Origin of the sequence: Peribacillus butanolivorans (assembly GCF_001273755.1) — a bacterium.
GTDB lineage: Bacteria > Bacillota > Bacilli > Bacillales > DSM-1321 > Peribacillus > Peribacillus butanolivorans.
Genome location: NZ_LGYA01000003.1, coordinates 40380 through 64487, shown reverse-complemented (window position 1 = coordinate 64487; position 24108 = coordinate 40380). Strand labels below are relative to the sequence as shown.

The window sequence follows — 24108 nt, the reverse complement described above, 5'->3', positions numbered from 1 at the left end:
AAACCCATTTTTCCGCCTACCTTCTTCTCTTAATTTATAATCAGCCAGAAAAAGAATGTCTTTGTAAAGATAAATCTTATTACTGACATTCCAATATGTTTATATTTAGATAGATTTAATGTCTCACTCTACATGTTAACATTTCCATAATATAAATTGTGACCTACAGCATTATTATTCATGAATTCCTTTTCCATTAGAGTAGTAGTCTACCTTTTTAATTGTAAGAAAATCTAAAGCATTGTGTTCGAATCCATACTCAATTATTAATTCATTATTTAGTAAAATTATAAAAACCGAAAGCTTTCGCTTTCGGTTTTTCATGATTATTAAATTTTCTTAACTTCAACATATAAGACATGATGGCCATCCATCTCTTTTACGGTAAATTCAAAGCCGGCATATTCTATTCTATCGCCGACTGCAATTTCAAATCGCCCTGTTAGGAACCAGCCGCCCAATGTATCTATATCTTCTTCTGGTAATTCTATTGCAAGGGTATCATTAACATCTTCGACCAATGTTTTTGCATCAAAAACATAATGTCCCTCATCAATTTTTTGAATAAGCGGCCGTTCGTCTTGGTCAAATTCATCTCGTATTTCTCCGACAATTTCTTCGAGAATGTCTTCAACCGTAACAAGACCTGCAGTACCGCCATATTCATCTGTTAAAACGGCCATATGAATCCGTTCCTTCTGCATTTTCAGTAGTAAATCATGAATTGCGATTGTTTCAAGAACACGAATAATTGGTGTTACAAATGAATCAACCGTCAATTCTGAAACATTTTCTTCTGTAATTGTTGCTGTATAAAGACGCTTGATATTGACCATACCCACTACATTATCTTTATCACCGTCTATAACAGGATAACGGGTGTATTGCTCTTCTTGAATGAGTTCAACAACTTCCAATAAGGGCATACCTTTTTCAATTACAGTCATTTCCGTACGAGGAACCATAATCTCATTGGCAATACGCTCATCAAATTCAAAAATTTGGTTTACATATTTATATTCCGATTGATTAATCTCACCGCTTTTATAGCTTTCTGATAAAATAATGCGTAGTTCTTCTTCTGAGTGAGCCATTTCAGATTCAGAAGCAGGCTTTAACCCGAACATGCCTGTAAGAACACGAGCAGAACCATTCAATAACCAAATAAACGGGTACAAAATACGATAAAACAGAATTAATGGCTTTGAAAACATTAATGTTACTTCCTCAGCCTTTTGAATCGCAACTGTTTTTGGTGCTAGTTCCCCGACTACAACGTGAAGGAATGTGACAGAGCCAAATGCGATCACGAAAGAGATAATATGACTTACGGATTCATCTAATCCCCATCTTAAAAACAAAGGTTTAAATATTGCCTCCACCGTCGGTTCACCCAGCACTCCTAAACCTAATGCGGTTACTGTAATCCCCAATTGACAAGCAGATAAGTACTCATCAATATGTGTGGTTACTTTCTTGGCTGCAAGTGCATTTCTATGTCCTTCTTCAATCAATTGATTAATGCGAGAACTTCTGACTTTTACGATTGCAAATTCTGAGGCAACAAAAAATGCCGTTAATGCTATTAATACAGCTACTGCTAATAATTTTATAAAAATCTCCAATATGTGCGGGTTTACCATGTATATACCCTACCTTGAGTAATACCAAGGAATAGGCAAACATGGTTTAATCCCAAGCACCTCCTGTGTAAATGGTTAATGTCCATTTCAAAAACAAACTGAATTTTAACATGAATGCCGCATCCCAACCATTTTGTGAAGATGTCCTTTATTAATATGCACCTTAGTACAGTAAACTATCGAGAATAAATCTGGATTATACTAACAACACTAATAATGATTGGATTAAGGCAATGCTTTCGTGAGAAATCTGTTTTTTTAGAAGAAGTTCATTTTTTTCGTCCTTTTCAATCAGCCTGATTACTTCCCGTAGCTCCTCATTCAAGCCATCCAGTTTACTTTTCAATTGAAGTCCTGTTTCCTCAATGGCAGATGAAACTTCCTTGTCCTGGTTAAATAGTTCCTTTATATCTTCTAATGAAAGGTTTTTTCTTTTATACTCCTCAATACGGTGAAGCCGTTCAAGTTCCCTGACTGAATAATAACGGTAGTTAGAGGCGGAACGTTCTGCTTTTAGCAGGCCCATGTTTGTATAGTAATCAACAGTTCTCTTCGTAACATTCGCCATTTCCGCCAACTCGCCAATTTTCAACGTCTCGTTCCCAATATAACCCCTCCCAACCGTCACGTGATGGTTTAGACAAACTAATACATTGTCTTTTGTTCCACCCTGACATTAAATTCTATTCTCTAATCGTACATTATTTTTACTCAAAATAAAAATATTTAATATTGGATAAAAAGATATTTTTTTAGTTACACATCCTTACACTCCACAAGTAAACAAAAAACCGATTATTTCCAATAACCGGTTTAATTTATCATTCTATTTTATGCAGTTTATTTTTTTGTTTTAGCTGAGAATTGATTGCTCAATATTTTAGGACCGCATTGGCATATAGAAGAATGCTTTAGTTTTTTAATTGGTGTACCGCATGTTTGACAAACTTTTGTTACCATTATACCGTCCTCCTACTTTAACTAATTGTTATATATTATATTATACTGTTTTAATAATAATAATCAATACTAAATTAAAATTATTACAAATAAGAAGGTTGAGTTTTGATTTTATAGGCTTTTTTATCATTCCCACTTAACAAGTAGCTATAATAAAGATAAAATATAATAAAACACATCAGGGAGGTTGGCATTCAAATGACGAGTGAAATGCGTTCTATTCCCCGTCCCTTAGTACGCACGAATCAATGGGTCATATTTTTAAGTGTGGTGACTGCCTTACTAACCGGTCAAATATGGATATTAGCGATTCCGTTTACAGCAGGACTTTTAGGGCTTATCTTTAATTTCAATCCGATTATGCGGCTTGCAAAGCTCTTCTTGAAAAAGCGGCCTTCTGATTATATTCCGGAAGATCATTCACAACAGCAATTCAACCAAGTTATTGCAGTCGTTTGCTTGGGACTTGGATTAATTTCTTTCTTACTTGGTTGGACAGTTTCAGGATATATTTTTACGGTGATGGTCGGACTTGCTTCTTTCATAGCCATCCTTGGATTCTGCATTGGTTGCTTTATCCTCTATCAATTGAAACAATATTCCTATCGCCGATCTCTGCGCTAGATACTACAAAAGAGGACTGACAATTGAAGTGAACCCAAAAAGTTAGACACTTTATTTAATTAGGCAGCCTTGAGGGCATGAACCCGGTAATCTACCGGGCTCATGCCTTTTAATTTTACCTTGATTCGTTGATGATTGTAGTAATGGATATATTCTTCTAATTCTTGTTTGAAATGCTCCATGCTTTCAAGTTCTTGAAGATAGAGTAATTCGGATTTTAATAAGCCAAAGAAGTTTTCTATGACCGCATTATCGAGACAATTTCCTTTACGGGACATGCTTTGTGTAATGTTATGTCTTTTCAAATCATGCGAATATTGTTTCATCTGGTAATGCCAGCCCTGATCTGAATAAAGAATGGGTGTATCTTTCGATTCCAAGCGTTCAAAGGCTTTCTCCAGCATTTTGGAAACGAGGGGATAAACAGGCCGAGATTCGATATTATAGGCGATGATTTCTCCATTAAACAGATCAAGAATGGCCGATAAGTATAGTTTCTCCCCAGCTAGATGGAATTCTGTAACGTCTGTCACCCATTTTTCATTTGAGTTTATTGCCTTGAAATCACGTGCTAGAATGTTGGGTGCAATCTTGCCGATTTTCCCTTTGTACGAACGGTATTTCTTCATGCGAACTAAAGACTTCAATCCTAGTTCATTCATCAATCGGAGAACTGTTTTATGATTGATACGAGTACCTCTGTTACGTAATTCTAGGGTGATACGCCGATACCCATAACGCCCTTTATGCGTATGGAAAATCTCTTCGATAAGGGATTTCATTTCTGTGTATTTATCCTCACGCCCGAAGGCGTTTACCCAATAATAGTATGTGCTCCGTGCCATGTTAGAAATGGATAGAAGCAGATTTAAATCAAATTGTTTCCTTAGTTCATGGACTACTTTCGCTTTGTCTTTCTTTGTAGGGCTTCCTTTTCTTGAACTAAAGCATTCAACTTTTTTAGATAGGCATTCTCTGCACGTAAGTATTCTAATTCGGCAAGAAGTGCTTCTTGAGAGCCATTAGCTGGCGATGTTTTCTTGGTTTCTTTTTTCATGGATAGACGCCCCTTTTTCTTTGGTTTAAGGGCGTCTATACCTCCTTCCTTCAACTGATTTGACCATTTCAAAAGTGTAGAATCGGAAGGAAGATTATAGTGTACAGCGGTCTCGCTGATCGATGCCCCATATTCGTTCATATATTTAAGTACCTCTAGTTTAAAGGGCAGAGTGTAATTTGTATAGGATGAAGCAATTCCTTCCATCCCATGTTCTAGATAGCGAGCGACCCATCTCTTCAAAGGGGATAAGCCTACATTTCTTTCTTGTGCGATGGATTTATAGGATTTTTTCCCTTCCAAGTACTCTAAAACTGCATGTAATTTTTCGTCTATCGTATATTTAGTCAAAAAAACTGCACCTCCAATTGTTAGATGTTGTCTAACAATTGGGGTGCAGTTCACTTAGGCAGCTCTTTTTTATTCAGATGCATGTACAGAATTATTTTTTTTAACCCAATAGGTAGCCAGTAAGATCAACAGAATTAATACAGCTTGCGGCAGTATCGTTTCTACTGTCGGATAAAGTCCTATCCATTCTACAAACGGGAAGGAAGTAATCGTATGTGTCTTCAGCACTTGTGAAACTTGAAGTGAATGAATAGAGACCCCAAGAATCTTAAATGCCAAAACATAGATGAGTATCGTTGCTGCTTTAAAGAATAGGGTAATCGGTAGTTTCACGCTATAACGTAGCATGATAAAACCAATCACTACTAATATGAGGAAGGCAATTGCAATCCCGCTTAATAGCTGCTTCAATTCCATATACGGCGCCATTCCTGCATAAAAGATAATTGTCTCCGCACCTTCACGGAAAATGGATAGAAAGCTAATTAAAGCAAACGAGACGATACTACCTGTAGCAATTGCTTGGTCCACTCGCTTGCCAATATAACGATTCCATGCATGGATATTCGATTTACTATGGAGCCAAAGGCCAATTGTCAACATCATCAATACTGCCACTATCCCAGTGATTCCCTCAATGTACTCACGGCTTGACGCAGCCGTAATTTGAGAGAAAACAATATTGATGATGACCGCAAAGATGGTACTCGCGGCTAATCCAGCACCGACCCCTGTCCAAATCCACTTTTGTTTGTCAGCTTGTCCAATTTTCTTTAGAAAAGATAATAATGTAGCTACAATCAAGAGTGCTTCTAGCCCCTCCCGTAAAAGAATCAAAGCAGCATCCCATGTTGTATAGCTCGTATCATCAATCAAGGGTAGCAACCGGGTGTTTAAATCCGAAACGATTTCCTTCGCTTCCTCTGCTTTTATCTTTTTCGATTGCAACAGGCTGATTGCGGTCGGAACTTTTGTTTCCATATCACTGTATAACTTGCTGTCCCTTGTTGAAACTTCCCCTTCGACATTAGGCCAAATTGTTAAAATTTCATTTAACTGATCAATCGCCGAATCGATATCATTTTTTTCAATATCGGCTACGCTTCCTTGTAAGAGTTGTGTAACATCTCCAAGTGAATAAGTCACCTTCTGGTCTTCTTCTTCAACCTTACCAGCAAGAAAATCCTCCATTAAACCTTTTAATTCAGTAAGATTCGTTAAGGCTTTTTCCGAATCAGGAGGATCCTGTGTAATGGCTATCCGTACAAAGGCCATAGCCGTTTCAATCTTACCGTATGAAGCAACACTTTCCTCCCGGACAACAACCTCAGCGTCAGTCCATTGATTCAGGAGGTTTGCATATTGACTCTTAGCTTGAACAAAGTCTCCTTCAGCTATCGTTGCATCCAACTCATCTATTAAGGGTATTAACGCTTGTAACCGGTCCTTATAGTCCGTCTTATCTACTGGATTTTCCTCTGTATCATATGTAATTAGAGTACTTGATAAAGCCGATAATTGCTTTTTAATTTCATCTGCGTCTGCTTGGTTCTTCACAGCACTTTTTACAGCCAATAATTGCTTGTCAACTTTCTTCGCAACTTCACTGTCCGTTTTTATCATTTTCCATTCTTTTTCAAATTGAGCTATATTATCAGAAACTGCGTCAAGGTCGCCGGATTTTGTCTTCATTAAACTATCGCCAATATAGACAAAAAGCTGATCATGATTTTCACCTGCTGAAACAACTCGTACTGCAGATGAAATAAATAAAAGACTGACTATTAAAACCAATATCCCACTTTTCCATTTAGAAACAGTCATACTGGTCCCTCCTTATTTATGAACTAAAATCGCCAACCCGGATACGCATCCATGCTGGCGATTTTCTCGTCTATCTTTTAAAATTCAATCACCTAAAAAGGGATTCTCCGATATAGCCACCCTTTTTCACACCTGGCAAACAAGCAAATACAGCACTACCTCGGTGAATGATATATTCATTCAGCTTATCATTTTTCGCAAGGCGTTCCTGTATAGGAACAAATTGTTTACTTGGGTTGCGTTGATAACAAATGAACAGAAGGCCAGCGTTCAAGCTTCCTGTTTTAGGATCCATTCCATCCGCATATGAATAAGGACGCCGCAGAATCTTTGCTTTTCCGTCCCCCCTGGATAGACTCATATGCGAATCTTCTGGAATAATCCGATTTCCATTCTTATCTTTAGCTTCTAAATCAACCTTATCAAATTCATTCTTCATCCCTAATGGAGCTCCACTGTCACGGTGACGGCCAAATGTATTTTCCTGCTCTTTCAATATAGTACGGTCCCATACTTCAATGTACATCTGAATTCGGCGAACAACCATATAACTGCCGCCAACAAGCCAGTCTGGACCATCCCCAGCCTTTACCCAAACATGTTCATTCATTTCACTGCTGTTCTTCTTATCCGGATTGGCAGTTCCGTCCTTAAACCCGAATAAGTTACGCGGTGTTGTTTTTTGAGAATCGGCTTGTTTAGTACGTTGGAAACCTGTTTGGGCCCAATGAATAATCGTTTTCCCTCTCCCGATTCTCACTAAGTTCCTAACGGCATGAAAAGCAACCTGAAGATCATCTGCACATGCTTGAATACAAATATCTCCACCACTCCAAGAATCTTCTAACGCATCTAAAGGGAATTTGGGCAGATCCTTTAATTCAGCAGGCTTTTTCGATTTCAAACCAAACCGATCTTTACCATTCTTCGTAAATAGGGTAGGACCCACTCCAAAAGTAATCGTCAAATTAGAAGGTGACAATTCTTTTGCTTCCCCAGTATCTTTTGGAGGCATACTAGTATTTAGAGAAGCTTCACCTACCAATTTTCCCGCTGTCATCTGAGCCGCTGCTTCTGTCCAGTCCTTAAATAGCTGGATTAGGTCAGATTTATTATCTGTCGTAACTTCCAGTGCTGCAAAATAAAGGTTATCCTGAGCTTCAGTAGTAATGCCCGCTTGATTTGCCCCATAAAATGGAACAACATCATTAGTTTGTCCATTTGCCTTCGAATCAGATAGATTCAAAAGCCCACCAAATCCAGAGGCTCCTATTACGACTCCGACCCCACCAACTCCTGCTGTTTTCAACATATTGCGACGACTTACTTTTTTAGTAAAAAGCGAAGTTTCGTCATTTGGCGTGTTTTCTTTCAATTATGATTCCTCCGTTACAATCCCTATTTGCGAAAGTGGTTCAGCTAATGCATCAATGGCTTGGCTTAGCTCTTTAACCTCAGATTCTTTTAAATCCGTATAAGAGGTATAGCCATTACCTTCTTTATGCTTCTCAAGCAAGCTGTATACATCGTCAAAACGTTGTTGGATTTCCGTTACAAGCTTTTCGTCTTTTTCTTTAAGAGCTGGTGTAAGAAGTTCGTAGATTTTTTCGGCACCTTCTACATTTGCAACAAAGTCATATAAATCTGTATGAGAGTATCGATCCTCTTCTCCAGTTACCTTACTCGTAGAAACTTCATTTAATAAATCAACCGCACCTGTGATTAATAAATCCGGTGTGACCTCAACAGTTTCAACTTTGGCACGAAGCAAATTGACATCACTCATCAATTGATTTGCATACTCTTCATAACCTTTTGTTGTGTTTTCTTCCCATAAACCCATTTCAATCCGGTGGTATCCGCCCCACTCTTCATCTTTAACGTCCCCTTTACGGGCATCAATTTTGGGATCAAGATCGCCAAATACTTCTGCAATTGGTTCAGCTCTCTCATAATGCATACGGGCTGGTGCGTATACTTCCTTCGCTTTTTCAATATCACCTGACGTTACAGCTGTCGTAAACTCTTCAGTCGCTTTTACAAACTCCTCTATTTCACCAATCGCATATTCCCGATATTCGCTAGATACATCATCTAAAGCACTCGCACTTGCACTCGTTTCTTTGGCATTCTTGTCTGCCGGCTTTACTTCTTCCTTTTCCTGTGAACAGCCAAATAGTAGGCTAGTAGATAGTAAGACTGCTAATGATGCCTTTGTTTTCTTCATATATGAATCTCCCTTTTAAATGAATTCTAGATTCATATTAGCAGACAATGAAAATCATTATCAATATAAATTTTGTTGAAAACGAGACATTTTTCATATGTTGTGGAAGAATTTGTTATATCTCTAACGTTTTTCTTTCTCATTAAAAAGGGAAAAACGCCTACTTCACACTCCTCATATCTTTAAAAGTAAAAAGAGTAGCCTTTATTTCAGCCACCCTTCCCGTTCACTCATTAACTTGTCATTTTCCTTTTCCATAATTTCTGAGATATCCTCCACAAATTGAAGGATAAATGTAAGCTCTTGCTCATTATAAGTGGAACATAGATTTTTGGTAGCCGTAGAGAGTGATTGATAATGCGATTTGATCTGTTCTTGTCTTGCGGGCATTGGGACAATCATTACCCGCCTTCCATCCAATTGATCTCGTTCCCTTTTTACATAGCAAGATTTTTCAAGACGATCGATTAGCGCCGTTACCGAGCCCGTGCTCAACCCCGTAATTTTCGATAGTTCACCGGCGGTTATCGGTCCTGTTTCATTCAATATCTCAGCAGTCTTTAAGTCCGTATGGGTAACTCCTATTTTTTGGGCCATGTTTTGTTGAAATAAAACCGATCTCATTCCATATCTTTTCAGACTATGCGTTAACTTCTCTAACAAATCTGCATTCACCATATTATCGCTTGACATAAAATACCATCCCTCTTACACTTAAATTTATCTTGAAAATCAAGATAAATGATTTTATTTTATCTTAATGGTTATCATTCATTTATGTAAATAAAATTATGAAATATTAGTATGCACTAAGGAGGAAAATAAATGAAAGAACAAAAAAACCAAAAATTCATTGTTGCCGGTTTATTATTAGGTATCTTGATGTCAGCAATGGATAATACGATTGTTGCGACTGCCATGGGAACGATCGTTTCAGATTTAGGCGGTTTCGATAAGTTTGTCTGGGTGACATCTGCTTATATGGTCGCCACAATGGCAAGCATGCCGATTTTTGGTAAGCTTTCCGACATGTATGGACGGAAGAGGTTTTTTATTTTTGGCCTCGTAGTCTTTCTAATCGGCTCTGCATTATGTGGTATGGCTCAAAGCATAGTCCAGTTAAGTATTTTTCGGGCAATCCAGGGGATTGGCGGCGGCGCTTTAATGCCAATTGCTTTTACAATCATATTCGATATTTTCCCACCTGAGAAACGCGGAAAATTAACTGGGCTTTTCGGAGCTGTATTTGGAGCTTCAAGTGTATTGGGCCCGCTTTTAGGTGCTTATATTACAGAGTATTCTAGCTGGAACTGGATTTTCTATGTCAATGTTCCAATCGGAATCATTTCTTTATTTTTCATCATGCGATATTACAAAGAGTCAGCCAATACCCAAGAACAAAAAATTGATTGGGGTGGGGCAGCAACACTCGTTATTGCCGTTATTAGCTTAATGTTTGCCCTCGAACTGGGCGGAGAGTATGGTTGGGATTCATTTCCTATCATAGGTCTGTTTGCAAGCTTTTTAGTTTTCTTCATTTCTTTTTTCTTTTTCGAAAAAAGAGCAAAAGATCCTATCATTTCATTATGGTTATTTAAAAGACGGTTGTTTGCAACCTCTCAAATCTTGGCCATCCTATATGGTGGTACATTTATTATTTTAACTGTCTATATACCAATTTTCGTCCAAGCTGTTTACGGGGGATCTGCAACAAATGCCGGGTTGATTCTTACTCCCATGATGCTTGGTTCCGTCGTTGGTAGTGCAATTGGTGGGATATTCAATACAAAGACCAGCTTCCGCAACTTGATGACAATTTCTGTCGTCTGCTATTTTGCAGGAATGCTTCTGTTAGGGACAATTACCCCTGATACCAGCAGAACTTTACTAACACTTTACATGATTCTGACTGGCTTCGGCATGGGCTTTTCGTTCTCTCTTTTGCCTATTGCTTCGATTCATAATTTGGAACCAAGATTTCGCGGATCGGCCAACTCTACAAACTCATTCCTACGTTCTTTTGGGATGACACTCGGTGTTACGATTTATGGAGCGATACAGAATAATGTATTCACAAGTAAAATGACAGACGCATTTAAAGGGATGCAGGGAGGACCGGACACATCTGTACTAATGGAAGACCCTCGTCAGCTCTTCCAATCAGATGCACGTGCCCAGATTCCGGACTTTATCCTAGATAAAATTGTTCATGCAATGTCTGATTCAATTTCCTTAATATTCACTTTGGCCCTCATCCCAATCGGTCTTGCTGCAATCACGGTTTTCTTTATGGGAAAAACAAGAGTAGAAACGCCTCCAAAAGAGGAATCGTTACAATAGACTAAAAAAGCGCAGGGCCTTCAGCGCTTTTTTAAGTTTTTATTAAGGAAAAGCGGGTACTATTTCAATAAAATACCTCTCCTCTATTTGAATAGAAAGTAAAGTTTGCTGAAAAACTATTCTACTACTAAAATAATAAGTAACACAGTCACATACCGAGGTGAGAAATTTGAAGATTGTATGTTTTGGGGATAGTTTAACCAGAGGTATTTCTTATGTTAAAGGTCGGCTTCGCATTATTAAAGACAATTATCCGAACTCTTTAGCTAAGCTTACAGAATCGTTGCCATTCGTTGAAGTATTGAATAAAGGGGTTTTCAATGACAACTCCGACCTGCTTGTTAGCCGGATCGATAAAGATGTCATGTCAGAAAATCCTGATATTGTATTAATAGAGGTTGGTGGAAACGACTGTAACTTCCATTGGGATGAAGTCGCCAAAAATCCAGAAGGTGATCATGAGCCAATTGTTCCCATCGAACGGTACCTAGAAAATATTACTCATCTTGTCAAACAGGTTCAGGACAAGCATGTCACACCTTTTCTTTTAACCCTCCCACCACTAGATCCAGCTAGGTATTACCGGTCTATTGCTGAAAGGTTCGGGCCTTCAATCGGGCATTTTGTGTCCCAAGTCGGCGGAATTGAACATTGGCATGGAATGTATAACCGCCAATTGAAAAACCTCGCTGAAGAACTTAAGGTGCCACTGATTGATGTGCGTTCCTACATTAAATCCGCTGGCGACTTGAACCACTTAATTAGCGATGATGGCATCCACCTCACTTCCAAAGGATACCAACAAATGAGTATGGCCATATTCAGTGATTTACAGAAGCATATGGCAGGGAGAGCTCTTCCACAATCTTAAACATGTAAAAAGGCAAAGCATTGGCGCTTTGCCTCTTTGGTATTACAAGCTTTTCACTTCTACATTTTCTGGAAGCTTGAAAGGGTTCTCGATATTGATACGGTCATAAAACATCATCCCGTTTAAATGATCTAGCTCATGTTGAAACACGATAGCAGCAAAGCCCTTCAGCCGCATCTCGATTTGCTCACCTTTGCTATCCAATGCTTTAATTTTAACCCGTTCATAACGAGGTACATAGCCTTTTATATCACGGTCAACAGAAAGACAGCCTTCACTTTGCGGTAAATAAATCATCGTAGCTGAATGGCTGATTATTTTCGGGTTCACAACGGCATATTCAATCAGCTTCCCTTTTTCATCCGGAAAATACATAACAAACATGCGTTTATTCAAGCCAATCTGATTTGCCGACAAACCAACACCTTCACGCAAATTGTATTTCTTTTGAAGTTTTGGGTCTTGGCTATTTTTCAAATATTGCATCATGCACTCCAGAGTTTCACGATCTTCATCTGAAATCGGCAGGCTAACTTCATCCGTTACCTGGCGCAGAATTGGATCTCCTTCTCTGACGATATCCTTCATTGTAATCAAATAGTCTTTTATAAATTTACTCATAGAACTTCACACTCTTCTACCTTTTTATTTTTTCATGACTTAGACCATTTCACTTTAGCATTTCATTTTTAAAAAGTCTAATATGCAGGTTGAAAATAGACTAGTACTCATCCCTAAGTTATTGGTATTTTGTACCTTTACATTATTTACCTAGATTTCAAGGACTAAAGACCTATAGAATACACGTTTAAATATTCTATACTGAATATATATCCTTAAAGGAGATGAAAATTTGAACTCGAATTCTAAATTTGTCTCGAAGTTGCTGCCGTTCTTAACGGCTTTCATTGTGATAATAGGTGGAATTAGTTGGTATGTTGTAACTCAATCAAAGGAAATGGTTATTCCCTTTTCTTCTGTTGAAAAGACAATTAAAGCTCAAAATGGGGCCCTTGTCTCAATAGAAGAGAAACGAAACGGTACCCTTCACATCACTACACCAGATGGAGAATATGTTTCTAATATTCCCCCCAACAGTCAAATGATCAATAAACTAGTCGAAACTTATAATGTTCAATATTCATTCTCATCAACTAATAAGTCAGCATTATGGATTTTAGGTGGATTGATGGCAGCATTAGTCACAACCATTGTTATAATACAGAAAAGGTCAAAAGGTGGATTACTTATTGGCAGCAAGAAACAAAGCATTTCTGCTCCTAGAGCTTTGCCCGAGATAACTTTGGAGGATGTAGGCGGTTTGCAAACCGAAATCAAACAAGAAATCCTGCAAACCCTAACTACTCTAAAAGAACCAGAACGTTCAGCTAAAATTGGAATTAAGCCTCCTCAAGGCATTTTATTATACGGCCCCCCAGGAACTGGGAAAACGCTTCTTGCACAGGCAATTGCAAAAGAATTGGGTGCCAACTTCTTCTCAACAAGCGGTTCGGCCTTCAACGAAATGTTTGTCGGTGTTGGAGCAGCCCGTGTCCGTAGTCTTTTTCAAAATGCACGTAAGCAATCACCAGCTGTCATTTTCATTGACGAAGTAGACGCATTAGCGGGTAAACGGAAAGCTCATGGCGGAGAAGAAGGCGAAAAAACGCTGACTGAACTACTTGTCCAATTGGATGGAGGCCATCCAAATGAAGGCATTTTATTTATTGCCGCAACAAACCGGAAAGATATGCTCGATGAGGCATTTCTTCGCCCTGGTAGAATTGATTTCTCCTTTCAAGTACCACTTCCAGATACACAGGGAAGAAAAGAAATCATTGCTATCCATACTAAAGGAAAGCGACTCGCAACAGATGTACTTGCTTCCTTGGATGAACTGGCTGAAAGCACATCAGGTTTCTCCGGAGCAGATTTAAGGTCTCTATTTGATACTGCTTCCCGTCATGCTCTCAGAAATGAACAGGAAATGATTCGCAAACAAGATCTCGATTATGCCATTGACCGTACAATTCTTGGTGCCACATCACGTACCTTGAATGATGTAGATACTAAACGCCGCGTGGCCATCCATGAAAGTGGACATGCTTTGATTGCAGCCCTAACCAAACCTGGCTCTGTTCGAAAAGCTACCATCATACCACGTGGTGAAGCTCTTGGATATGTAGCACCGATTCCGAAAGAACTTCATTTATCTACAGCAAGTGAATTACTTGATCAAGTCAAAATGATTTTAGCAGGTGGCGTTGCAGAAAGAATGTATTTAGGGGAACACAGCATCGGTGTAGGCGGCGACGTACAACAGGCGAAACATCTGCTTGAGCAAATGGTCGATACCGGAATGCTCCAAGATGGATTTACCCTAACATTTAATAAAGGCGAGAAAGAACAAAAAATGCAGGAACTGTTCACAAAAGCGATTCAGGAAACGGAAAAATTGCTCGATTCAAATCGCCCGCAGTATGAAGAGCTGGTCGAAGAGCTACTGAAAAAAGAAACGCTTGAAGGGACGGAAGTTCAAAATATTGTTGATGCTTCACCTCAGGAACTGGTTTTGGTTTAATTTAAAAGAAGGCGTCCTATTGGACGCCTTCTTTTTTACTGCTATTTAAAGTTTTTCCAACTGAATGATGTCTGCTGTATTTTGTTTCTGGAACCCTGTCTTCTGTAATTTTACTGCCGTTCCTTCAGGTAAGTTAGTGAATATGATAGGAGTGACAGTAGACGGAGCATTTCTTTGTATGAAATCTAGGTCAACTTCCAAAAGAGGCGTTCCTTTTGTTATCTTTTGACCTTCTTGTACAAGAGATGTAAAGCCTTCTCCATTTAATTTAACTGTATCTAAACCAACATGGATTAGAATTTCCAGACCATTATTCATTTTCAATCCCAAGGCATGCTTTGTTGGGAAGATACTGAACACTTCCCCATCAATTGGTGATACGAGTGTCCCATTTACCGGCTCAATAGCGAAGCCGTCACCCATCATTTTCATAGCAAACACTTGATCAGGAACTTGGTCTAACGGCAAAACATTACCTTCTAACGGTAGAACAAAATCATTTACACCTAAAGCTTGGTTTTCTTCTACTGTTTCAGCCATTACTTGTGCTGATGGATTTGTTTTAACTTGGCTTGGATAAGCATCATTCTTTACAAGTTGTTTCATCGCATTGGCAACAAATTCTACATTTGTTCCAACAATGACCTGAACACTTGATTTATTTAACTTCATCACGCCACGTGCACCATGTCTTTTTAATGCTACTTCATTCACATTATCTGAATTGCCAACCTCTAAACGTAACCGTGTTGCACAATTATCTATAACTTTAATGTTTTCTTTACCGCCAAGGTCTTGAATGAAAAGTGACCCCATATCGGCATATTTATCCCCTGTTTTCACAACAGTATCTTCTTCTGCTTCTTCCTCATCATCTTCACGACCAGGTGTTTTTAAATCCATAATTTTTATAACAAAATAGAAAATCACAAAGTAAATTGCAGCGTAAACTAATCCAATCGGTATTAACCATAGTGGTTTTTGAGCAATACCAAAGTTCAAGAAATAATCAATGGCTCCTGCCGAGAATCCAAAACCATGATGGATATCCAATAGAACAGCGAGAGCTAATGAGATCCCAGTTAAAATGGCATGTATTACATATAATACTGGAGCAATGAACATAAACAGAAATTCAATTGGTTCAGTGATTCCTGTTAAGAAAGAAGTGAAAGCTAAACCAACCAGCATCCCCGTTACTAATTTACGTTTCTCTTTCTTAGCAGCTGCAATCATCGCTAATGCTGCTGCTGGTAAACCGAACATCATGATAGGGAAAAATCCTGTCATAAATGGCCCAGCAGTTGGATCACCTGCGAAGAAACGGTTTATATCACCAGTTGCTCCATTGTATTCACCAAAAACAAACCATACCATACTATTCAAGACGTGATGCAAACCTACTGGAAGCAATAAGCGATTCAATACGCCAAATACACCAGCACCTAAAGCTCCTGCACCTGTAATCCAGTCTCCAACGTTATTGATTACATCTTGAATTGGCGGCCATACAAAACCAAATATTCCTGCCAGTATTATCATCGCTAACGATGTAATAATCGGAACAAATCGTTTCCCTGAAAAGAATCCAAGCCATTCAGGGAGTCTTATTTCTGAGTATCTATTATATAGGAAGGCAGCAACTATACCTGATATAATCCCACCTAAAACAGCCATGTCGATATCTTTATTAATTGCTTGTGTACCATTCGTTAAAACAAAGTAACCAACAAGACCAGCTAATGCCGCTGCACCGCTTCCGTCTTTAGATAATCCTATCGCTATACCTAGAGCGAACAGTATGGCAAGATTATCAAAAATCGCTTTTCCTGCGGCAGCTATAAATGCAATATCAAGTAAATCCGGTTGACCTAGGCGAAGCAATAAAGCCGCTGCAGGCAAAACAGCGATCGGTAACATCAAAGCTTTCCCAATCTTTTGTAAAAAATTTAACATCGAACTCATCTCCCTTGTTCCTAACTTCTTTTGATTCAGCAGAACGACAAGACGTATAAAGCGTTTTCATTTTGTCAATATAATAACTTTTCTTTGGACTATACTAGCATAGAAAATATATAGATGTCTATACCAATTTATTTGAAAAATATACTACATTCATCGAAAATAAAGCAAAAATATCATTTTTATTTCCGATACTCCATAACTGGTCTAGACAACTTATAATAAAAGCGATAAAATGAGGGCAAAATATATGAGACCAATTTATGACTCATTCATTAAGTTTTACTTTCATAAAGGAGATTATGTATGAAAACATTCATTATTAATAATCTAATAGTTTATAGCGAAAAGGAAACATACAAAAATGGGTACATTAAAGTCGTCGACGGAAAAATTGCCGAAGTAGGTCCAGCCAACCAATACAAACATGACGATGATGCTAAAGTAATTACACTTTCACCGGATTATCAGGTAATTCCAGGTGCCATCGATATTCATATTCACGGGGCATCTAATGCTGATGCAATGGACGCCACATATAAAGCTTTATCTACAATGGCAGAAACTCTTCCAAAAGAAGGAACCACCAGCTTTCTGGCCACTACAATGACTCAATCGACAGATGCCATTGAATCAGCACTTCTTAATGCGGGTAATTATATCGGAAATCAAACACAGGATCACGCTGAAATAGTTGGGATTCATTTAGAAGGTCCTTTCATTTCACCAGCACGTAAGGGAGCACAGCCTGAAGAGTACATCGTTGATCCTGATGTTCCTCTATTTAAAAGATGGCAGGAAATTGCCCAAAATCAGATCAAGCTTGTAACGCTTGCACCTGAACAACAAAACGGATTAGATCTTGCAGCTCACTTAAAGGATACATGCGTCGTCGCTTCCATTGGACATTCAGATGCAACGTATGACCAAATAGGTGAAGCGATTTCTGCAGGGACTACTCACGTCACGCATCTTTATAATGGGATGCGGGGTCTTCATCACCGGGAGCCTGGTGTATTAGGTGCTGCTTATCTTAGAGACGAGCTGTTTGTTGAACTTATTGCTGATGGCATTCACTGCCGACCGGAAATGGTGAAGTTAGCTTATAGCCAAATTACCAGTGACCGGATGATCTTGATAACGGACTCGCTTCGTGCCAAATGGCTTGAAAAGGGTACCTATGATTTAGGCGGCCAGCCCGTGTATGTTAACGAAACGACAGCAACCCTATCAAATGGAACACTCGCAGGCAGTATATTGAAAATGAACGATGCCATTAAGAACACCTTGCAATATACAGGTTGTTCCATGACTGACATTATTAAAATGACGGCAGAAAATCCTGCCAAACAGCTTCGGATTTTTGATCGAAAAGGTAGTATACAGGTTGGAAAAGATGCTGATCTTGTAATATTAAATGAAAAATTGGATGTTGAAATGACGTTCTGCAGAGGTAAATTAGCATTTAAAAAGGAGAATGTATAATGAATATTATTAAAGTGCAGGATTACAAAGAAATGAGTCAGTCAGCTGCAAATATAGTCATTCGAAAAGTTAAAGAGAATTCGAAAATCAAGCTCGGTCTTGCAACAGGCGGGACGCCAAAAGGGACGTACGATGCGCTAATTGAAGATCACATGCAAAATAATACTTCTTATGAAAACGTAACATCATTTAATCTTGATGAGTATATCGGCTTAGATTCAAATGATCCAAACAGTTATCATTATTATATGGACCAGTCATTATTTGCTCATATTAATATAAATAAAGAACAAACTTATCTCCCAAATGGTGCAGCCGATAATCTGGACAAGGAATGTACTCGTTTTGACAAAATGATTGAAACATTGGGTGGAATTGACCTTCAAATACTTGGAATTGGACAAAATGGTCATATTGGTTTTAATGAACCAGGAACTTCTTTCTCGTCTGGTACACATGTAGTTGCACTTGAGGAATCAACTCGACAAGCGAACGCACGCTATTTCGACTCCATCGACGAAGTACCCACACATGCAATTACGATGGGTATTGCCACAATAATGAAAAGTAAAGAAATTCTGCTACTAATATCAGGAGAAGAGAAAGCTGAAACCTTGAAGAAATTAATACACGGGGAAATAACAGAGGAATTTCCTGCATCTATTCTTAAAAAACATAATAATGTTACAATTATCGCAGACCAAAAAGCGTTATCTGGAGTGTTAATACCCTAAAGGAGCGAAAATCAATGATTGATAAAAACTCACCTCTTCCAATTTATTTTCAAATCGAAGAACAAATAAAAAGACAAATAGAAAGTGGTGAGTTCCAAGCGCACAATGCCCTTCCATCTGAACGTGAATATGCAGAACAATTCGAAATTAGCCGAATGACTGTCCGTCAAGCCATAAATAACCTAGTTAATGATGGATACCTATATCGTCAGAAAGGCAGAGGAACCTTTGTAGCTGATAAGAAGCTGGAGCAGCAGCTTAATGGACTGACTAGCTTTACAGAGGATATGAAAGCCCGAGGGTTAAACCCAAGCAGTAAATTGCTGAGCTTCGAAATCATTCCGGCAAATAAAAAAATTGCTAATGAACTGCACATTTCCACTTATGCTCCTGTTTATGAAATAAAGCGGATACGCTTGGCCGATGACGTTCCAATGGCACTCGAAACGATGTATATGTCTGCGAATTTAATTAAGGGATTAACTGAAGAAATTATCAACCTGTCCCTTTACCAATATATAGAAAATTACGCTAAACTTAAAATCGACTATGCTACGCAAACATTAGAATCAGCGATTGCTTCAGATACAGAAATTACCCATTTAGCGATTCCTAAACATTCGCCCATTTTATTCATTCAAAGGAATACGTTTTTACAAGATGGAACCCCCCTAGAATATGTTAAATCAGCTTATCGTGCAGACAGGTATAAGTTTACAATCAACATTACTAGATAATTTGAATATTTTTACCTGATATGCAAGTAAGGACAAATTCATCACTATAATCTTTTAATGCTAAAGGTAATCGGAGGGTGTCACATATGAACTCATATTTTGAAGCAGTGCAGGATTTACTCTCAACTGTGGTAGAACAGGAAAATCTTTCGATTAAGGAATCTGTGGAACACATCTCAAAAGCAGTAATGTCAGATGGAATCATCCATTTGTTCGGAAGCGGACACTCTCATATATTGACAGAAGAGGTATTCTACCGCTCAGGAGGGTTAGCAGCCATTCGTCCTATTTTCGTTGAAGATTTGATGCTTTTTAAGGGAGCATCAAGGTCATCGCAACTTGAAAGACAAAATGGCCTATCAGAGAAATTCATGAATGATGAGGATATCCGTCCTGGTGATGTCTGTATCGTCATTTCATCCTCTGGTGTGAATCCCGTTCCCATCGATGTTGCTACAATCGCAAAAGAAAAAGGCGCCTTTGTTATTGGATTGACTTCACCTGAGTATGCTAACAGTTGTTCTTCACGGCATAAACAGAAACTTTATCTCCACGATGTCGTTGATTTAGTCATAGACAATCATATTTCCAAAGGTGATACATTACTGAAATCAAACAGTATATCATTTGGATCTGGATCGACTGTAATTGGAGCTGTCCTTCTAAATATGATTTTCACCCAAGTCATTGAGACCATTATTAAATCAGGGGTGACCCCTCCCGTTTTCCTGAGTGGGAATATCGAAGGGGCAGATGAACACAATCAAAAACTAATCGCGAAATATAAAAAAAGGATTCCCCAATTGTGAATCCTTTTACCCAAAAAGAATACATAAGTTTTTTGTTTCGTTAGTTCCATATGCAAAATTAAAAGAAGGCATCCATACGGATGCCTTCTTTTAATTTTAGAGGTACTCCCTTTTATTCCTTGTTTTTATTATACAAGTTTAAGCTATGGTAAATAAGGGAAAACCCTAATAAGCAATCAATCTACTATTCTTAGAGGAGGAAATATAGATGACACAACCAACTATTGAAACTGAAACGAATAGCAAACTGTTAAAAGGTATTCTTATAGGCGGACTTGTAGGTGGTGCTTTAACCTTACTTGACTCTAACAAAAGGAATAAAGTTAAAAGATCGGCAATCCTTTTAAAAGACAACTCCGTGAATATGATTGAACAAGTTAAGGAAAATCCAGACGAAGTGAAGGAACAGATGGTATCTGACGTTAAAGAAGCAACAAGTGAATTAAAAGGCATCAGCTCCAAAGCTGTAGTGGCGGGAAAACAATTGAAAGAAACCCCTGCTCAGTCATTAAAAGATGACAATAAAAAAGGAGAAAAAGAAAGTGATGAACTAGTTACAAAATCAGAACTCTCTAATGAAAAGTCCATTTCATCTAACTTCTAACAAATAAAAAAGGAGAAGAGGACATTACGCCTCTGCTCCTTTTTTCTAAATATGGTCCTATCCTCTTCAATGATCATATTTTCAAAAAGATTACTAAATACAATGGATAGTGTTATAAAAAAGATGGTCCAAAGTGGATGTTATTCGATTTGGAATCATCCTTTTCACCCCTTATTCAGTACCTTCTAATTTATTCGTTATCTCATGATCTTCTTTTACTTCAGCTAACCAAACAGAATATTCCTCTTGTAATCTTTCAGAAAGAAGCGTTTCTTTAATTTCTTTTTTACTGTCTTCTAAATTAGCTTTTTTCGCTTCCTTCTTACCGGTTACTTTTATGATATGGTACCCATAATCGGATTTAACTGGATCACTGACTTTATCTATATCAAGATCAAAGGCAACGTCTTCAAATTCCTTCACCATATCACCTTTACCAAAGTATCCTAAGCTTCCACCCTTTTCTGCCGTTTCTGTATCAGTAGAATATTCAGCTGCCAATTTAGCAAAATCGCCACCTTCTGCAATTTCTTTCGCAACTTTCTTAGCCGTTTTTTCGTCATCAACTAAAATATGACTAGCTTCCACTTGTTCTGCTTGAGCAAAGGTATCTTTATTATCTTCAAAATACGTGCTGATTTCATCATCTGTCACGGTAATTCTCGGTTCAATCAATTTTTTCGTTTGAAGATAAACCACGATGTCTTTTTTCAAGGCATCCATGGAAGAACCGCTTGCTTCCAATTGTTCTTTGAACGCTTTTTCATCACCATAGGATTCTACCAGAGTATCGATCTCTTTCTGGATTTCTTCATCCTTAATTTTAATTCCCTCTTTTTCCGCTTCCAATGCAACCAATTTATTTGTAATTAATAAGTTTAATGTATCTGCTCCATACCCCTCAACAAGCGCGTCATAAAGCTCATCCTTATTGATTTTCTCTCCATCCACGCTCGCCATTGTCTTATCTGTAGACGAAATCATCGCAAATACCATGATACCGGCAATGATTAAACCGCTTCCTGCCCAAATATATGCCTTCTTGCTTCTTAATAGTTTCATGAATACTCTCCTTAATTTTTCTATTATAATAGCTTGGAAATATTAATAAATCCTTAAGATTTTACTCCCACTGCTATATGCACCATATCCTGTCATTATACTAACATACTTACCTCTCAACTTATATTTTAGAGTACTTTTACTAAAGGCTGATCGTCTACCCTCTGACCAGTTCAATAAAGATTCGTTATTCCAAAGATGATAAGTTATATCATAATACTGAACTTTTGAGTGATGTTAACAGAGTGATGATGTACTTTTCTATGTTTAGCACGAAAACCCCATTAGAACTTGTCACAAACTTAGAAACGAAAAAGCATGGTGTAAGAAGAGGATTCCTCTTACACCATGCTTTTTTTGTGTTATTTACGATGCATTTTGAATTCCAAAAAGAGTTCATTGTAACGGGCTAAGTTTTTCTTCCCAAGGTTTTCGTACACTTCCAGTTTCTCTGTTAATTCTGGTGATGGATAAAAACGTTCATCCTTCACTACTTCTTCCGGCATATATTTCAACGCTTCTTTATTAGGAGTTGAGTAGCTAACATATTCAGCATTTTGTGCCGCTACTTCTGGATCCAGCATGAAATTGATAAACTGATGAGCCGCGTCCACATTTTTGGTCGTTTTCGGTATAACCATATTATCGAACCATAAATTGGACCCCTCTTCTGGCACCACATATTCAAGATCTTCATTTTCAGCCATAATTTCAGAAGCTACTCCAGACCAAACCAGACCAATCGCCGCCTCCTGTGCTTCCAATAGCATGCGGCTTTCATCCCCTACAATTGCTTTAATGTTCGGAGTGAGTGTATCTAGTTTGGCTTTTGCCTCTTGAAGATGTTCTTCATTCGTATCATTCAGAGAATAATTCAAAGAGTTCAGGCCCATACCCATTACTTCTCGGGCACCATCTGTTAAGAGGATTTCATTTTTCAAATCATTATCCCATAAATCTGCCCAGGCTGTAATCTCTTTACCACCAAGCATCTTAGAATTATAAACTATACCAACAGTTCCCCAGAAGTAAGGAACGGAAAATTTATTTTCTGGATCGAACGGCAGGTTGATAAATCGCTCGTCGATATTTTTCAAATTAGGAAGCTTTGAATGATCCAAGGGAACAAGTAAATCTTCTTCACGCATTTTATCAATCATATATTCGGACGGGATAGCGATATCATAAGTCGTACCGCCCTGTTCGATTTTGGTCATCATTGCTTCATTAGAATCGAACGTCTCATATATGACCTTGATGCCTGTTTCTTCTTCAAAACGGTCGATTAAATCAGAATCGATGTAATCGCCCCAATTATAGATGGTAAGCGTATAGCTGCTCGTAAAACCCTGCGATGTATTCAATCTTGAAATCGCATATAAAAGCAGGGCAGATACGACAGAAATGACTAAGAACATTTGGACGAGCTTTTTCATCGTCTCCCCCCCATTCCCGTCTGCCTGACTCGTTGAGTAATAAAATAATAAACGACAACCAACAGAAGTGTTACTGCGAACAGCAATGTCGATAACGCATTAATATTTAATGAAATTCCACGGCGCGCCAATGAATAGATTTCCACGGAAAGGGTGGAGAATCCGTTACCGGTCACAAAAAATGTAACCGCAAAATCATCGAGTGAATAAGTCAAAGCCATAAAAAACCCAGCAAAGATACCTGGTAAAATGTAAGGCAAGATAACCTTCGTCAATACATCCCACCGACTTGCCCCTAAATCACGGGCAGCATCGATTAAGGTCGGACTCATCTCCTGAAGTTTTGGAAGCACGAGTAGAACAACAATTGGAATACTGAAGGCGATGTGTGACAACAGTACGGAGTAAAACCCGAGCTTGATTCCGGCCATTGTGAAAAGAATCAGGAAGGAGGCACCAATAATCACATCTGGGCTGACGATCAATACGTTATTCAGAGACAATAAAGTATTTTTTGCTTTACTGCTCGTAAAGGACCGGATTCCAATTGCTCCAATCACGCCAATGATCGTAGCGATTAGTGCAGATAATAAAGCAATCACAAGTGTATTTAATACAATGATCAACAACCTTGTATCTTGGAACAGCTCCTTATACCATTCAAAGGTAAACCCTTTAAAGTCATACATCGTACCACCGCTGTTAAACGAGTAAAATACTAAAAAGAAAATCGGTGCATAGAGAACGAGAAAAATCAAAACGAGAAACGCTTTTGATAAAGGTGATAATTTATTACTCATT

At 38.3% G+C, this 24108-nt stretch carries 21 protein-coding genes; 9 read left to right on the top strand and 12 right to left on the bottom strand.

Annotation, left to right across the window (positions count from 1 at the left end):
• Positions 1-329: 329 nt before the first annotated feature.
• A complete protein-coding gene (locus AKG34_RS21780) occupies positions 330-1643 on the bottom strand; it encodes a hemolysin family protein (protein WP_376110781.1) in 1314 nt (437 codons plus the stop codon).
• Positions 1644-1839: 196 nt separating this feature from the next.
• A complete protein-coding gene (locus AKG34_RS21775) occupies positions 1840-2235 on the bottom strand; it encodes a MerR family transcriptional regulator (protein WP_235566074.1) in 396 nt (131 codons plus the stop codon).
• 566 nt (positions 2236-2801) lie between these two features.
• On the opposite strand from AKG34_RS21775, the gene AKG34_RS21770 reads away from it, so the two are divergent.
• On the top strand, positions 2802-3227 hold the full coding sequence (locus tag AKG34_RS21770; protein WP_053348266.1) for a DUF4395 domain-containing protein: 426 nt from the start codon (positions 2802-2804) through the stop codon (positions 3225-3227).
• Between the two features lie 59 nt (positions 3228-3286).
• Here the strand turns inward: AKG34_RS21770 and AKG34_RS27230 are convergent.
• The 5 genes from AKG34_RS27230 to AKG34_RS21740 form a co-directional block, all read right to left on the bottom strand.
• Positions 3287-4635, bottom strand: a protein-coding gene (locus AKG34_RS27230; RefSeq protein ID WP_152952391.1) for an IS3 family transposase whose coding sequence is annotated in 2 segments (ribosomal slippage) — positions 3287-4191 and positions 4191-4635 — 1350 coding nt in all. Because the reading frame shifts where the segments join, the coding sequence is not laid out codon by codon here.
• 69 nt (positions 4636-4704) lie between these two features.
• On the bottom strand, positions 4705-6459 hold the full coding sequence (locus tag AKG34_RS21755) for an FTR1 family protein (protein ID WP_053348263.1): 1755 nt from the start codon (positions 6457-6459) through the stop codon (positions 4705-4707).
• 88 nt (positions 6460-6547) lie between these two features.
• Positions 6548-7834 carry an iron uptake transporter deferrochelatase/peroxidase subunit gene (efeB, locus tag AKG34_RS21750; RefSeq protein ID WP_053348262.1) on the bottom strand — a complete coding sequence of 429 codons (1287 nt, stop codon included), beginning with the start codon at positions 7832-7834 and terminating at the stop codon, positions 6548-6550.
• Positions 7835-8686, bottom strand: coding sequence for an iron uptake system protein EfeO (gene efeO / locus AKG34_RS21745; protein WP_053348261.1), 852 nt, complete (start codon positions 8684-8686; stop codon positions 7835-7837).
• A 204-nt stretch (positions 8687-8890) separates the two neighbouring features.
• Positions 8891-9379 (bottom strand): MarR family winged helix-turn-helix transcriptional regulator, encoded by a 489-nt coding sequence (locus AKG34_RS21740; RefSeq protein WP_053348260.1) that lies wholly within the window; start codon positions 9377-9379, stop codon positions 8891-8893.
• A 132-nt stretch (positions 9380-9511) separates the two neighbouring features.
• Between AKG34_RS21740 and AKG34_RS21735 the strand changes: the two genes are divergently transcribed.
• The gene (locus AKG34_RS21735; RefSeq protein WP_053348259.1) at positions 9512-11026 is read left to right on the top strand and encodes an MDR family MFS transporter; all 1515 of its coding nucleotides are present in this window, start codon (positions 9512-9514) and stop codon (positions 11024-11026) included.
• Between the two features lie 169 nt (positions 11027-11195).
• Positions 11196-11897: an SGNH/GDSL hydrolase family protein gene (locus AKG34_RS21730; protein WP_053348258.1), complete on the top strand. Its 702-nt coding sequence runs from the start codon at positions 11196-11198 to the stop codon at positions 11895-11897.
• A 42-nt stretch (positions 11898-11939) separates the two neighbouring features.
• On the opposite strand, the gene def is transcribed toward AKG34_RS21730, so the two are convergent.
• Positions 11940-12518, bottom strand: coding sequence for a peptide deformylase (gene def / locus AKG34_RS21725; protein ID WP_053348257.1), 579 nt, complete (start codon positions 12516-12518; stop codon positions 11940-11942).
• A 232-nt stretch (positions 12519-12750) separates the two neighbouring features.
• Between def and AKG34_RS21720 the strand changes: the two genes are divergently transcribed.
• Positions 12751-14478, top strand: coding sequence for an AAA family ATPase (locus AKG34_RS21720; protein ID WP_053348256.1), 1728 nt, complete (start codon positions 12751-12753; stop codon positions 14476-14478).
• Positions 14479-14523: 45 nt separating this feature from the next.
• On the opposite strand, the gene nagE is transcribed toward AKG34_RS21720, so the two are convergent.
• Complete coding sequence (nagE, locus tag AKG34_RS21715) at positions 14524-16434, bottom strand: N-acetylglucosamine-specific PTS transporter subunit IIBC (protein WP_053348255.1); 1911 nt, start codon at positions 16432-16434, stop codon at positions 14524-14526.
• 312 nt (positions 16435-16746) lie between these two features.
• Between nagE and nagA the strand changes: the two genes are divergently transcribed.
• From nagA to AKG34_RS21690, 5 genes are all read left to right on the top strand, one after another.
• Positions 16747-17925 carry an N-acetylglucosamine-6-phosphate deacetylase gene (gene nagA / locus AKG34_RS21710; protein ID WP_053348254.1) on the top strand — a complete coding sequence of 393 codons (1179 nt, stop codon included), beginning with the start codon at positions 16747-16749 and terminating at the stop codon, positions 17923-17925.
• Positions 17925-18659, top strand: coding sequence for a glucosamine-6-phosphate deaminase (nagB, locus tag AKG34_RS21705; protein WP_053348253.1), 735 nt, complete (start codon positions 17925-17927; stop codon positions 18657-18659). Before nagA ends, nagB begins: the two co-directional genes overlap by 1 nt.
• A gap of 14 nt (positions 18660-18673) precedes the next feature.
• Positions 18674-19396 (top strand): phosphonate metabolism transcriptional regulator PhnF, encoded by a 723-nt coding sequence (phnF, locus tag AKG34_RS21700; RefSeq protein ID WP_053348252.1) that lies wholly within the window; start codon positions 18674-18676, stop codon positions 19394-19396.
• Between the two features lie 86 nt (positions 19397-19482).
• Positions 19483-20205, top strand: coding sequence for an SIS domain-containing protein (locus AKG34_RS21695; RefSeq protein ID WP_053348251.1), 723 nt, complete (start codon positions 19483-19485; stop codon positions 20203-20205).
• A gap of 208 nt (positions 20206-20413) precedes the next feature.
• On the top strand, positions 20414-20809 hold the full coding sequence (locus AKG34_RS21690; RefSeq protein WP_053348250.1) for a hypothetical protein: 396 nt from the start codon (positions 20414-20416) through the stop codon (positions 20807-20809).
• Positions 20810-20980: 171 nt separating this feature from the next.
• On the opposite strand, the gene AKG34_RS21685 is transcribed toward AKG34_RS21690, so the two are convergent.
• From AKG34_RS21685 to AKG34_RS21675, 3 genes are all read right to left on the bottom strand, one after another.
• Positions 20981-21871, bottom strand: a complete 891-nt coding sequence (locus tag AKG34_RS21685; RefSeq protein ID WP_053348249.1) for a peptidylprolyl isomerase — start codon at positions 21869-21871, stop codon at positions 20981-20983.
• Positions 21872-22233: 362 nt separating this feature from the next.
• Complete coding sequence (locus AKG34_RS21680) at positions 22234-23307, bottom strand: ABC transporter substrate-binding protein (RefSeq protein WP_053348248.1); 1074 nt, start codon at positions 23305-23307, stop codon at positions 22234-22236.
• Positions 23304-24107: an ABC transporter permease gene (locus tag AKG34_RS21675; protein WP_053348247.1), complete on the bottom strand. Its 804-nt coding sequence runs from the start codon at positions 24105-24107 to the stop codon at positions 23304-23306. The genes AKG34_RS21680 and AKG34_RS21675 overlap by 4 nt, the downstream gene beginning before the upstream one ends.
• Position 24108: the final 1 nt, after the last annotated feature.

What these genes read in the sequence shown, in the direction of transcription:
- AKG34_RS21780 (WP_376110781.1), bottom strand. Translation starts at nt 1,643, where the DNA reads ATGGTAAACCCGCACATATTGGAGATTTTTATAAAATTATTAGCAGTA.
- AKG34_RS21770 (WP_053348266.1), top strand. Translation starts at nt 2,802, where the DNA reads ATGACGAGTGAAATGCGTTCTATTCCCCGTCCCTTAGTACGCACGAAT.
- AKG34_RS21755 (WP_053348263.1), bottom strand. Translation starts at nt 6,459, where the DNA reads ATGACTGTTTCTAAATGGAAAAGTGGGATATTGGTTTTAATAGTCAGT.
- efeO (WP_053348261.1), bottom strand. Translation starts at nt 8,686, where the DNA reads ATGAAGAAAACAAAGGCATCATTAGCAGTCTTACTATCTACTAGCCTA.
- AKG34_RS21740 (WP_053348260.1), bottom strand. Translation starts at nt 9,379, where the DNA reads ATGTCAAGCGATAATATGGTGAATGCAGATTTGTTAGAGAAGTTAACG.
- AKG34_RS21735 (WP_053348259.1), top strand. Translation starts at nt 9,512, where the DNA reads ATGAAAGAACAAAAAAACCAAAAATTCATTGTTGCCGGTTTATTATTA.
- def (WP_053348257.1), bottom strand. Translation starts at nt 12,518, where the DNA reads ATGAGTAAATTTATAAAAGACTATTTGATTACAATGAAGGATATCGTC.
- nagE (WP_053348255.1), bottom strand. Translation starts at nt 16,434, where the DNA reads ATGTTAAATTTTTTACAAAAGATTGGGAAAGCTTTGATGTTACCGATC.
- nagA (WP_053348254.1), top strand. Translation starts at nt 16,747, where the DNA reads ATGAAAACATTCATTATTAATAATCTAATAGTTTATAGCGAAAAGGAA.
- nagB (WP_053348253.1), top strand. Translation starts at nt 17,925, where the DNA reads ATGAATATTATTAAAGTGCAGGATTACAAAGAAATGAGTCAGTCAGCT.
- phnF (WP_053348252.1), top strand. Translation starts at nt 18,674, where the DNA reads ATGATTGATAAAAACTCACCTCTTCCAATTTATTTTCAAATCGAAGAA.
- AKG34_RS21695 (WP_053348251.1), top strand. Translation starts at nt 19,483, where the DNA reads ATGAACTCATATTTTGAAGCAGTGCAGGATTTACTCTCAACTGTGGTA.
- AKG34_RS21690 (WP_053348250.1), top strand. Translation starts at nt 20,414, where the DNA reads ATGACACAACCAACTATTGAAACTGAAACGAATAGCAAACTGTTAAAA.
- AKG34_RS21685 (WP_053348249.1), bottom strand. Translation starts at nt 21,871, where the DNA reads ATGAAACTATTAAGAAGCAAGAAGGCATATATTTGGGCAGGAAGCGGT.
- AKG34_RS21680 (WP_053348248.1), bottom strand. Translation starts at nt 23,307, where the DNA reads ATGAAAAAGCTCGTCCAAATGTTCTTAGTCATTTCTGTCGTATCTGCC.
- AKG34_RS21675 (WP_053348247.1), bottom strand. Translation starts at nt 24,107, where the DNA reads ATGAGTAATAAATTATCACCTTTATCAAAAGCGTTTCTCGTTTTGATT.